Origin of the sequence: Kineococcus siccus (genome assembly GCF_009906795.1) — a bacterium.
GTDB classification, from domain to species: domain Bacteria; phylum Actinomycetota; class Actinomycetes; order Actinomycetales; family Kineococcaceae; genus Kineococcus; species Kineococcus siccus.
Map to the genome: position 1 here is coordinate 1 of NZ_JAAALN010000136.1, position 11651 is coordinate 11651.

Below are 11651 nucleotides of genomic sequence, written 5' to 3' on the forward strand. Positions count from 1 at the left end.
CGTCACGACGGTCCTGCACATCTCCGACCTGCACCTCAACCCCCTCGGCTTCGACCTCGCGGCGTCGCTGGTGCGCCAGTTCGGGGTGCAGGCCGTCGTCGACACGGGTGACATCACGACGTGGGGGTCCGCGGCCGAGTCCTCCTACCTGGGACGCATCCCGAGCCTCGGCGTGCCGTACGTCTTCGTGCGCGGCAACCACGACTCGACGCAGACGCAGGCGGCCGTCGCGGCCCAGGGGGCCACCGTCCTGGACGAGGGGCAGACCGCGGAGGTCGCCGGCCTGCGGTTCGCGGGCACCGGGGACCCGGTGTTCACCCCGGACGGGGAGGGGGCCCAGGCCACGGGCAGCGCCGAGCGGGTGCAGGAGGAGTCCAACCGGCGCCTCGCCGCAGCCGTGGAGAGCTGGAACGCCGGCCACCCCGACGACCCCGTGGACGTCGCGCTCGTGCACGACCCGTCCGGCCTCAGGCCGCTGCAGGGCCTCGTCCCGCTCGTGCTGGCGGGCCACCTGCACCAGCGGCGGGTGACGCTGGACGCCTCGGGCACCCGGACGATGGTGGAGGGCAGCACGGGGGGCGCCGGGGTCACCGCGGCGGGGCTGAACCGGCTGGCGGACGGCGAGCCCCTGCCGCTGCAGGCGACGCTGCTCCACTTCGCCACCTCGGGGGCCGACGCCGGCCGGCTCGTCGCCTACGACGAGGTGAGCGTCGGTGGTCTGGGTCTCGCGTCGGTCAGCCTGGAGCGCACCGTGATCACCGCGGACGGGCAGCCGGCGCTCGTGCCGCCCACGACGGGGGCGACCGCGAGCCCGTCGCCGGCCACCGCCTCCGCCACCGCCTCCGTCACCGCCACCGCCTCGCCCGCCGCGCCGGGGCCCGCTGCGCCCTGACGGGTGAGGAGTCGACCGGTCCGCCTGAAGCGGCCGGGGCCGCGGGCGTACCGTGAGCGCACCATGACGCCCGCCCTCGACCCCGAGACCGTCGACGAGCGCGACCCCCGGACCGGCTCCGCGGCCCCCGGCCCGGCGGCCCTGGCGGACGACGCCCTCGCCGAGGAGATCGAGCTGTACGCGGAGGTCGTCGTGGCCGCCTCGGAGAGTGAAGGCCCGCTGCCCGAGGGTGAGCTGGACCGGGTCCTGGGCGTGGACGAACCCGGACGCTGAGCGTCCGCTGGGAGCCCTGGCGGGTTCGGGCCGGGCGCAGCCCCTAGCATCGCCCACCGGGCCGGTGTCCGCCGCGCCCGAGCCGACCCGCTGCGGAGCCTCGAGTGCGTCTTCGTCTGACCCCCCAGGACGACTCGTTCTACGAGCTGTTCGCCGCCACCGGCACCATCCTCGTCGAGGCCACCACGGTCCTCGCCGAGGTCCTCGGCAGCGACCAGGCCCGCCGCGAGGAGCTGGCCCGGCGCATGGAGGAGATCGAGCACGCCGGCGACGAGTCCACGCACGCCGTGATGCGCCGGCTCAACTCGTCCTTCGTGACCCCGTTCGACCGCGAGGACATCTACCAGCTGGCCTCCCGGCTCGACGACTGCCTGGACCTGATGCAGGCCGCGGTCGACCTCGTCGTGCTCTACCGCGTCGGCGCCCTGCCGGCCGCGGTGTCCGACCTCGTGCAGGTCCTCGCCCGCCAGGCCGAGCTCACCCGGGCCGCGATGCCGCGGCTGCGCGCGCCGGCCGACCTGGCCGACTACTGGGTGGAGATCAACCGCCTCGAGAACCAGGCCGACGCGATCCACCGCCGGCTGCTGGCCGCCCTCTTCAACGGCGAGCACGACGCGATCACCATCATGAAGAACAAGGAGATCATCGAGACGCTCGAGGAGGCGGCGGACGCCTTCGAGCACGTCGCGCACACGGTGGAGACGATCGCGGTCAAGGAGTCCTGAGCGTGGAGCTCGCCCTCGTCCTGCTCGTCATCGTCGTCGCGCTCTCGTTCGACTTCACCAACGGCTTCCACGACGCGGCCAACGCGATCGCCACCTCGGTCTCCACGCGGGCGCTGACCCCCCGGATCGCCCTGCTGATGGCCGCGGTGTTCAACCTCGTCGGGGCCTTCCTCGGCGAGGGCGTCGCCGAGACCATCGGCAGCGGCATCGTCGACCCCGGCACGGGGGTCGACGGCATGGCGGTCGTCCTCGCGGCCCTGCTGGGCGCGATCAGCTGGAACCTCGTGACCTGGCGACTGGGCCTGCCCTCGTCGAGCTCGCACGCGCTCATCGGCGGGCTGGCGGGCGCGGGCCTCGCGGCCGGGACGACCGTGCACTGGCCGGTCGTCCTCGACAAGGTCGTGGTCCCGATGGTGGTCTCGCCGCTGGCGGGGTTCCTGCTCGCCTACCTGGCCATGGTCGGCCTGCTCTGGGCGTTCCGGCGGTCCGCCCCCGGCCCGACGCACCGCCGCTTCCGGCTCGCGCAGACCGTCTCGGCCGCCGCGGTGGCGCTCGGGCACGGCCTGCAGGACGCGCAGAAGACGATGGGGGTCATCGTCCTGGCGCTCGTCGCGGGCGGCTTCCACACCGGCGAGGGCATCCCGTGGTGGGTCAAGCTCTCGGCCGCGCTGGCGATCAGCCTCGGCACCTACGCCGGGGGGTGGCGGATCATGCGCACGCTGGGCCGCCGCATCATCGACCTCGACCCGGCCCGTGGGTTCGCCGCGGAGTCGGTCTCCGCGGGCGTCCTCTACGTCGCGGCGCTCGGCTTCCAGGCGCCCGTCTCCACGACCCACACGATCAGCTCGGCGATCATGGGGGTCGGCGCCACGAAGCGGCTGTCGGCGGTGCGCTGGGGCGTCGCCCGCTCGATGGTGGGTGCGTGGGTCCTGACCCTGCCCGCGGCCGCGCTCTTCGCCGCGGTGCTGGTGGTGCCGATCGACGCCCTGCTCTGAGCGGGCCCGGCCCCGGACGCGCGAGGGCCCGGCGGTCGTGTGCGGCACGACGCCGGGCCCCGACGGTGGACGGCTCAGCCGAAGCGGCCGGAGATGTAGTCCTCGGTCGCCTTCTGGGAGGGGTTAGAGAAGATCGTCGACGTGCTGTCCAGCTCGATCAGCCGGCCCGGCTTGCCGATGGCGGCGAGGTTGAAGAACCCCGTCTGGTCGGACACGCGGGCGGCCTGCTGCATGTTGTGGGTCACGATGACGATCGTGTACTCGTTCTTCAGCTCGGCGATGAGGTCCTCGACGGCGAGCGTGGAGATCGGGTCCAGCGCCGAGCACGGCTCGTCCATGAGCAGGACCGAGGGACGGATCGCGATGGCGCGGGCGATGCACAGGCGCTGCTGCTGACCGCCGGACAGGCCCATCCCGGGCTTGTCGAGGCGGTCCTTGACCTCGTTCCACAGGTTCGCGCCGCGCAGGGAGGACTCGACGAGGTCGTCCATGTCCTTCTTGCGCATCCGCTTGGCGTTGAGCCGGACGCCGGCCGCGACGTTGTCGTAGATCGACATCGTCGGGAACGGGTTGGGGCGCTGGAACACCATGCCGATGTGCTGGCGCACCGAGACCGGGTCGACGTCCTTGTCGTAGAGGTCCTGGCCGTCCATGACGACCTTGCCCTCCACGCGCGCGTCGGGGATGACCTCGTGCATGCGGTTCAGCGAGCGCAGGAACGTCGACTTCCCGCAGCCCGAGGGGCCGATGAGAGCGGTCACGGCCCGCGGCTCGATGGTCATCGAGACGTCTTCGACGGCGAGGAAGCTGCCGTAGTAGATGTTCAGGTCGCTCACGTCGATGAGCTTGGCCACGTCGGCTCCTTGGTCGTTCGGTCGGGGTGCTGAGCGGTCGACCGCTCAGCGCCCGCCCTTGGGGGAGAAGTAGCGGGAGATGAGGCGGGCGACCAGGTTCAGCGCCATGACCAGGATGATCAGCACGAGCGCCGCCGTCCAGGCGCGGTCCACGCCGGCCTGGGCGGGCACGCCCGGCTGGGTGTACTGGTAGTAGGCGAACACCGGCAGCGTGGCGATCTGCCCGACGAGCGGGTCGAAGTTCGTCCGCGTCGCCAGACCCACGGTGAGCAGCAGCGGGGCCGTCTCGCCGGCGACCCGGGCCACGGCCAGCGTCACACCGGTCGCGATGCCCGACAGGCTGGTCCGCAGGACGACCTTGACGATGGTGCGCCACTTCGGCACCCCCAGCGCGTACGCCGCCTCGCGCAGGTCGTTCGGGACGAGCTTGAGCATCTCCTCGGTCGACCTGACGACCACCGGGATCATCAGCACCGAGAGGGCGATGGCCCCCATGAGGGCGATCCGCGGCCGCGGGCCGACGAGCAGCGCGAAGAGCGCCACCACGAAGAGGCCGGCGACGATGGACGGGATGCCGGTCATGACGTCGACGAGGAACGTGATGGCCCGGGACAGGGCCGACTTCCCGCCGTACTCGACGAGGTAGACGGCCGTCATGAGCCCGATGGGCACCGAGATGACCGTCGCGAGCAGGGTCACGATGACCGTTCCCCAGATCGCGTGCAGGCCACCGCCGCCCTCGCCGACGATCCCCTGCATGGAGTAGGTGAAGAACGTCGCGTCGAAGCGGGCGGCGCCGCGGCTCACCACCGTCCAGACCACCGAGACGAGCGGCACCATGGCGATGAGGAAGGCCATGGTCACCAGCGCGGTGACGAGCCGGTCCGCCGCCTTGCGCCCCCCCTCCTTGACGCGGGAGACCACACCGATGAGGAGCAGGTGCAGCAGGCCCGCGAGGACCGCGACCGCCGCGACGGACGTGCCGCCCGGCAGGAGCACCGCGAGGGCGACGACGACGGCCGCGGCGAGGACGCCCCAGGGCGCCCACCGCGGCAGGGCGGCCTTGCTGAGGGGCTGCTCGATGGCCGCGAGCGCGTCCTGCGACGGCTGCGGCGTCCTGCCCGTGGTGGTGGTCATGCCTTGACTCCCGAACGCGCGACGATCCAGCGGGCGGCGAAGTTGACCAGGAAGGTGATGACGAAGAGCGCGAGACCGCTGGCGATGAGGACGTTGGTCTCGACCCCGGCGGCCTCCGGGAACTGCAGGGCGATGTTGGCCGCGATCGTGCCGGGGTTGGTGTTGCTGATCAGGTTGAACGTCACGACGTTCGAGACGGACAGGACCAGGGCCACCGCCATCGTCTCGCCGAGGGCGCGACCCAGGCCCAGCATCGCGGCGCTGACGACGCCGGAGCGTGCGTACGGCAGCACGGCGTAGCGGATCATCTCCCACCGGGTGGCGCCGAGCGCCAGCGCCGCCTCCTCGTGCAGGCGCGGGGTCTGGAGGAAGATGTCCCGGGCCAGCGCCGTGATGATCGGCAGGACCATGACCGCGAGCACGAGGCCCGCGGTGAAGATGGTCCGGCCCGACGCCGACGCCGGGCCGGCGAACAGCGGGATGAACCCGAGGTTGTCGGCCAGCCAGCCGTAGATAGGCAGCATCGCCTGGGACAGCACGACGGCGCCCCAGATCCCGTAGACGATGCTCGGCACGGCGGCGAGCAGGTCCACGAGGTAGCCGAGGCCCTGCGCGGCGCGCCGCGGGGCGAAGTGGGAGATGAACAGGCCGATGCCCACGGCGACGGGCGTCGCGACGACGAGGGCGATGACGGCGGCCAGGACGGTGCCGAACAGCAGCGGCCCGATGTAGGCCGTGAGGCTGCCGCGCGGGATCTCGTCGTCGGTGGTGAACGCTGGCAGCGACTGCCACATCAGGAAGGCGGCCACCGCGGCCAGGGTCAGCAGGATGAGCGTGCCGGCTGCGGTCGCCGTGCCGCGGAAGATGCCGTCGCCGGGGCGCTTGGCGCCCGTGGCGATCGAGCCGCGGCCCGGGTCTCGCTCGGGTGCTCTGGTGGGTGTGCTCACCCGGGTCCTCCGTCTCGTGGGGCCGGACACCGGGTGGTGGCGGCCGGCGGTGGTGCCGTCCTGCGGCGAGGTGGGCGGTCCCTGCCGGGACCGCCCACCTCCACCGGTGCGCGCTGCGGGTGCCGCGGTCAGGCGCCGATGCGGTTCAGGGACTCGGTGATCTGCGTGCGCAGCGTGGCGGAGATGGGCGCCGAGCCGGCGCTCTTCGCCGCGGCCTGCTGACCCTCCTCGCTGACGACGTACTCGAGGTACGCCTTCACGAGCGCGCCCTGCGCCGCGTCCTCGTAGGCGGAGCAGACCAGGGCGTAGGAGACCAGCGCCAGCGGGTAGGCGCCGGCCGCGGTCGTCTTGTGGTCGAGCTCGATGGCGATGTCGCCCTCGGGGCGGCCCTCGGCCTCGGGGGACGCGTCGACGAGGGCGGCGGCCCCCTCCGCCGACGGGGCCACGTAGGCGTCGCCGACCTTGATGGAGGCCTTGGACAGGTCGCCCGCCTGGCTGAGGTCGGCGTAGCCGATGGAGCCGGCGGCGCCCGTGACGGCCTGGATGATGCCGGACGTGCCCTGGGCGGACTCGCCGGTCTGCAGGGGCCAGTCGCTGTCGGGCTCCGCCGTCCAGACGTCGGGTGCGACGTCGAAGAGGTAGTCGGTGAAGTTCTCGGTGGTCCCGGAGCCGTCCGAGCGGTGGACGGGGGTGATCGGGCCGGCCGGCAGCTGCGCCTGCGGGTTGTCGGCGACGATCGCCGGGTCGTTCCACGTCGTGATCTTGCCGAGGAAGATGTTGGCCAGCGTGGGGGCCGACAGCTGCAGGTCGTCGACGCCCTCGAGGTTGTAGACGATCGCGATCGGGGAGATGTAGACGGGGAGGTCCATGGCGTTGCCGCCGGTGCACCGCTCCTGGCCCTGAGTGAGCTCCTCGTCGTCCAGCACCGCGTCGGAGCCGCCGAAGTCGGTCGCCCCGGAGAGGAACTGCTCACGGCCCGCGCTGGAGCCGGCGGGGTTGTAGTTGACCTGCACGTCCGGGTTGGTGGCGCCGAACCCGGCGGCCCACGCCGTCTGCGCCGCGGTCTGCGTGCTCGCGCCCGCACCGGACAGCTCGCCGCTCAGGGTCTCGGCCGCCGACGACCCTCCGGGAGCCGGCGTGGCCGACTCGTTGGCCCCGCTGCACGCCGCGAGGCTCAGGGAGAGCAGGAGCGCCGCAGGGAGGGCTGCGCGGCGGAGGGGACTGCGGTTCACGAAGGGCTCGCTTTCGCTCGAGGGGCGGCGCCGGGAAGTGCGCGCGCCGGGGTCCGACGTGTCCGAACCCTAGGGAGACGAGGTGAAGCGGTTCCCCGGCCATGGTGAACGCGGGGTGAACCGGGGAGGGCCTTACCAGTGCCGGGGGGAGGCCGCACGTCGACCAGCGGGTGAACGAGTGAACGAGCCGACGCGGCGCGCTCAGGCGCTCACCGCGGGTGAGGTGCGCCCCGGCAGCTCAGACGCGGTGCCGCTCGCCGGCCACCACGCGGGCCGTCGAGCCGCGGCCCGCGACGTGGGCGACGAACAGCTCCGCCTTGCCGAGCTTGGGCGCGAGCAGCTCGCCGAGGGGCTCCGTCGCCGCGTGCCGGACGACCGCCGCCGCGAGGCCGGGCAGCACCGGCCCGTGCGAGCACACGACGCTGCCACCGCCGTCGGCGAGCACCCCCGCGAGGACGCGCCCGGCCGCCGCGGCGTCCTCGGTGTGGGCCGCCTCGGTGAGGGCGTCGTCCTCCTCGACCGCCCAGCCGTGCGCGTCCGCGGCCGGCAGCACGGTCTGCACGCACCGCGCCCACGGGGAGGTCACGGCGCGCCGCACGTCCCAGCAGCCGAGCAGCGGCGCCAGCTCGCGCGCCTGCGCGTGGCCCGCGTCCAGCAGCGGGCGCTCGGCCTCCTCGCCGTCCCAGGCCGTGCGCGGCACGGCGCGCGCGTGCCGCAGCAGCACCAGCGGCCACGTGAGCGCGGGGTCGAGGCCGTCGGCGAGCAGCGCGTCCAGGAGGTCGAGGAGCGTCACGTCGGCCGGGAACGTCAGGCGCTCGCGGGCCTCGTCGGGCGTGCACCACGCGACCTCGTCGACCTCCTCGGGCGAGGCGGTCCAGGCCTCCTCGCCCGCCCGCGGGGTCGCGGCCCAGTACCGCACCCGCTTCGAGCGGCCGTCGGGCAGGTCGTAGCGGTGCTCGGCCAGCGGCAGCGACAGCCCGACCCGGACGCCCGTCTCCTCCTCGACCTCGCGCACGGCGGCCACGGCGTGCGCCTCGCCCTCGTCGAGCTTGCCCTTCGGCCACGACCAGTCGGCCCCGCGCAGCGCCGTGGCCGCCCGGTGCACGAGCAGGACCTCGCGGTGCGACCCCGCTCCGTCCGTCGCGCCCTCCGCGGCCCCGTCCCCGACCGTGCGCAGCACGACGCAACCGGCCGCCTCGACGTCCGCGGGGGCGTCCGCGACGGTCGGCCACCGCGACGGCCCGCCGCGCCCGCCGGTGGTGGCGGGCAGCACCAGCGGGTCGCGGACCGAGGCCCTCACCGTCGGCGGGCGGTGGGGCGCCGGCCGGGCCGGGTGGCGATGATGTGCTCCTGCATGTCGGTGAGGCGCTCACCGGAGGCGTCGAGGTGGTGCCGCGACCAGGACCCGTCCGGGCCCAGGTGCCACGAGCTCGTCTCCTCGCTCATGCAGAGGTCGAGCAGCGTCGAGATCTCCCGCACGTGCCGCGGGTCGCCCAGCCGCACGACGGCCTCGACCCGGCGGTCGAGGTTGCGGTGCATCATGTCCGCGCTGCCGATCATGGCGATCGGGTCCCCGCCGTTGGCGAACCAGAACACCCGGCTGTGCTCCAGGAACCGGCCCAGCACGCTGCGGACGCGGATGCGCTCGGACAGCCCCTCGACGCCCGGGCGCAGGGCGCAGATGCCGCGCACGATCACGTCGACGTCCACCCCGGCCTGCGAGGCCCGGTAGAGGGAGTCGATGACGGCCTCGTCGACGATCGAGTTGACCTTGATCTTCACGCCGGCCGGCTGACCGAGGCGGTGGTTCTCGATCTCCCGGTCGACCCGGTCGACCAGGCCCGTGCGCAGCGAGCGGGGCGCGACCAGCAGCCGCTTGAACGCCGTCTTCGGGGCGTAGCCGGAGAGCTGGTTGAACAGCCGCGTGAGGTCCTCGCCGACCTGCACGTCGTCGGTCAGCAGGCCGAGGTCCTCGTAGACCCGGGCGGTCTTGGGGTTGTAGTTGCCGGTGCCGACGTGGCAGTAGCGGCGCAGGCCGCTGCCCTCCTGGCGCACGACCAGGCTCAGCTTGGCGTGCGTCTTGAGCCCCACGAGGCCGTACACGACGTGCACGCCCGCCTGCTCGAGCTTGCGCGCCCAGGTGATGTTCGCCTGCTCGTCGAAGCGCGCCTTGATCTCCACGAGGGCGAGCACCTGCTTGCCGGCCTCGGCCGCGTCGACGAGGGCGTCGACGATGGGGGAGTTGCCGGACGTGCGGTACAGCGTCTGCTTGATGGCGAGGACCTTCGGGTCCACCGCGGCCTGCTCGAGGAACGCCTGCACGCTCGTCGAGAACGAGTCGTAGGGGTGGTGCAGCAGCACGTCGCGCGCGCGGATGGCCGCGAACACGTCGCTCGGCTTGGCGGTCTCCGCGCCGTCGGTGAGGTCGCGGTGCGTGCGGGCCACGAACTTCGGGTACTTCAGCTCGGGGCGGTCCAGGTCGGCGATGTCGGCGAGGCCGCGCAGGTCCAGCGGCTCGGGGAGCTCGTACACCTCGGACTCGGAGACGCCGAGCTCGCGCACGAGCAGCTCGCGCACCGCGGGGTCGATGTCGGAGGCGACCTCCAGGCGGACCGGCGGGCCGAAGCGCCGGCGCAGCAGCTCCTTCTCCAGCGCCTGCAGCAGGTTCTCGGCGTCGTCCTCCTCGACCTCGAGGTCCTCGTTGCGCGTGACGCGGAAGGTGTGGTGCTGCACGACCTCCATGCCCGGGAACAGCTGGTCCAGGTGCACGGCGATGACGTCCTCGAGCGGCACGAACCGCGCCGCGCCGACGGGCCCGTCCTCCTCCTCGAGGGGGGCGACCGCGACGAAGCGCGGCAGCAGCGGCGGCACCTTGACGCGCGCGAAGTGCTCCTTGTCCGTCGTCGGGTTGCGCACGACGACGGCCAGGTTCAGCGACAGCCCCGAGATGTAGGGGAAGGGGTGCGCGGGGTCCACGGCCAGCGGCGTCAGGACGGGGAACACCATCTCGCGGAAGAACCCGTGCAGCCGGACCTGCTCGTTGGTGCCGAGCTCGTCCCAGCGCACGATCGTGATCCCGGCCTCGGCCAGGGCGGGCCGGACGTGGTCGACGAAGGTCTGGGCGTGCCGCTCGGCCAGCTCGTGCGCGCGCTGGCCGATGGTCTCCAGGACCTGCCGCGGTTCCAGCCCGCTCGCCGCGGTGACCGCCAGGCCCGTGGCGATGCGGCGCTTGAGCCCCGCCACGCGGACCATGAAGAACTCGTCCAGGTTGTTGGCGAAGATCGACAGGAACCGCGCGCGCTCCAGCAGGTGCGAGCCCGGGTCCTCCGCCAGCTGCAGGACGCGGTCGTTGAAGGCCAGCCACGAGACCTCGCGGTCGGCGAAGCGGTCGTCGGGGAGCTCGCCCGGGGCGTCGGCGTCGCGCACGACGGCCGGGAGGGGCAGGGACGAACTCGCCCGCGTGGTGGCAGTCATGCGGTCATCCTGCCACCGCGGTCAGCGGCCGCGGGGCCGCAGGCGTGGCCGTCCGGCGAGCACCGGACCCCGGGTGGGTGCACGCCGGGTGGACGGGCGGTGCCTGCGTCAGCGCTGCGGCGAGCGGTACTGCACGTCCACCGCGACGCGCGCGAACCCCAGCCGCTCGTAGAGTCGGGTCGCCGGGAGGTTGTCGCCGTCGACGTAGAGCTCGACCGGCAGCCGCCCCCCGGCCGCCCCGGCCCGCGGCAGGAGCGCCTGCAGGCCCCGCACCAGCAGCGCACGGCCCAGGCCGCGGCCCGCGTCGGCGGGGGAGATGCCCAGGACGTACAGCTCCCCGACGCTCGCGCCGCCCGGCGCGGCCGGGGCGAGCTTCATCCAGCACGACCCCGCGAGGCGCGGCGCTGCGCCCGAGAGGTCCTCCGCCAGCAGCAGCAGCGCGGGGTCGAACCAGGGCTCGCGCAGCCGCAGGCGCAGGTCGGCGACGGTCCACCGGCCCTGCTCGGCGTGCGTCGCGAAGGCCGCCGCGTTCACCGCCACCCAGGCCGCGTCGTCCGCGCCCGGGACGAAGGAGCGCACGGCCACGCCGGTGGGCAGCGGCGGGACCTCGAGGTCCTCGACCCCCGCGAGCGGGCGCTCCATGCGCCACAGCTCCCGCACGCGCGCCCAGCCGCCCGCGGCCGCCAGGGCCGCGGCGCCCGGGGTGTCGCCGTGCGACCAGAGCCGCGCCCCGTCCGGGCCGGCGACCTCGACGACGCGGTCGAGCAGCAGCCGCCCGAGCCCGTGGCCGCGGGCGGCGGGGTCGACCAGCAGCTCGCCCTGCGCCGGGGCGCCCGCCTCCGTGGGGGCGAGCTGCGCGTAGCCGAGGAGCGCCTCGCCGTCGCGCAGCAGCAGGTGCGTGGCCAGCGACGTCGACCGCAGCCGCAGCAGCGCGTCCTCGCTGAGGGCGGCCGCGCCGTCGGCGCGCGAGGCCGCCGCGGCGAGCGCCTCGACGGCGTGGCGCAGCGGGTCGGCCAGGGCCCCGGCCGCCACCGCGAGGGTGGGGCCCGCGACGGGGCTCACCGCTGCGGTCGCAGACCGGGTCGCAGCGCCGGCGGCAGGTCGCCGCGCCGGGCGGACGGG

At 74.1% G+C, this 11651-nt stretch carries 11 protein-coding genes; 4 read left to right on the top strand and 7 right to left on the bottom strand.

The window, feature by feature from the left end; translation table 11 throughout:
* From GTR02_RS14650 to GTR02_RS14665, 4 genes are all read left to right on the top strand, one after another.
* Positions 1-892: metallophosphoesterase family protein (locus GTR02_RS14650; protein ID WP_205709315.1), on the top strand; the 892-nt coding region annotated here is incomplete at its 5' end.
* Between the two features lie 63 nt (positions 893-955).
* A complete protein-coding gene (locus GTR02_RS14655) occupies positions 956-1165 on the top strand; it encodes a hypothetical protein (protein WP_166608235.1) in 210 nt (69 codons plus the stop codon).
* A 104-nt stretch (positions 1166-1269) separates the two neighbouring features.
* The gene (locus GTR02_RS14660) at positions 1270-1890 is read left to right on the top strand and encodes a DUF47 family protein (RefSeq protein ID WP_166608236.1); all 621 of its coding nucleotides are present in this window, start codon (positions 1270-1272) and stop codon (positions 1888-1890) included.
* A 2-nt stretch (positions 1891-1892) separates the two neighbouring features.
* On the top strand, positions 1893-2885 hold the full coding sequence (locus GTR02_RS14665) for an inorganic phosphate transporter (RefSeq protein ID WP_166608237.1): 993 nt from the start codon (positions 1893-1895) through the stop codon (positions 2883-2885).
* A gap of 74 nt (positions 2886-2959) precedes the next feature.
* Here GTR02_RS14665 and pstB read toward each other — a convergent pair whose 3' ends face one another.
* From pstB to mshD, 7 genes are all read right to left on the bottom strand, one after another.
* A complete protein-coding gene (pstB, locus tag GTR02_RS14670; protein WP_166608238.1) occupies positions 2960-3739 on the bottom strand; it encodes a phosphate ABC transporter ATP-binding protein PstB in 780 nt (259 codons plus the stop codon).
* Positions 3740-3784: 45 nt separating this feature from the next.
* A complete protein-coding gene (gene pstA / locus GTR02_RS14675) occupies positions 3785-4876 on the bottom strand; it encodes a phosphate ABC transporter permease PstA (protein WP_166608239.1) in 1092 nt (363 codons plus the stop codon).
* A complete protein-coding gene (gene pstC, locus GTR02_RS14680) occupies positions 4873-5823 on the bottom strand; it encodes a phosphate ABC transporter permease subunit PstC (RefSeq protein ID WP_205709316.1) in 951 nt (316 codons plus the stop codon). Before pstC ends, pstA begins: the two co-directional genes overlap by 4 nt.
* 128 nt (positions 5824-5951) lie before the next feature.
* Positions 5952-7055 (bottom strand): phosphate ABC transporter substrate-binding protein PstS, encoded by a 1104-nt coding sequence (gene pstS / locus GTR02_RS14685; protein WP_166608240.1) that lies wholly within the window; start codon positions 7053-7055, stop codon positions 5952-5954.
* 238 nt (positions 7056-7293) lie between these two features.
* The gene (locus GTR02_RS14690; RefSeq protein ID WP_166608241.1) at positions 7294-8355 is read right to left on the bottom strand and encodes an NUDIX domain-containing protein; all 1062 of its coding nucleotides are present in this window, start codon (positions 8353-8355) and stop codon (positions 7294-7296) included.
* Positions 8352-10529, bottom strand: coding sequence for an RNA degradosome polyphosphate kinase (locus GTR02_RS14695; protein WP_166608242.1), 2178 nt, complete (start codon positions 10527-10529; stop codon positions 8352-8354). Before GTR02_RS14695 ends, GTR02_RS14690 begins: the two co-directional genes overlap by 4 nt.
* Before the next feature lie 108 nt (positions 10530-10637).
* Positions 10638-11591 carry a mycothiol synthase gene (mshD, locus tag GTR02_RS14700; protein WP_338073824.1) on the bottom strand — a complete coding sequence of 318 codons (954 nt, stop codon included), beginning with the start codon at positions 11589-11591 and terminating at the stop codon, positions 10638-10640.
* Between the last annotated feature and the right edge of the window lie 60 nt (positions 11592-11651).

Bases quoted from the DNA above. Each gene is read 5' to 3' on its own strand.
- GTR02_RS14655 (WP_166608235.1), top strand. From the start codon at position 956: ATGACGCCCGCCCTCGACCCCGAGACCGTCGACGAGCGCGACCCCCGG.
- GTR02_RS14695 (WP_166608242.1), bottom strand. From the start codon at position 10,529: ATGACTGCCACCACGCGGGCGAGTTCGTCCCTGCCCCTCCCGGCCGTC.
- pstA (WP_166608239.1), bottom strand. From the start codon at position 4,876: ATGACCACCACCACGGGCAGGACGCCGCAGCCGTCGCAGGACGCGCTC.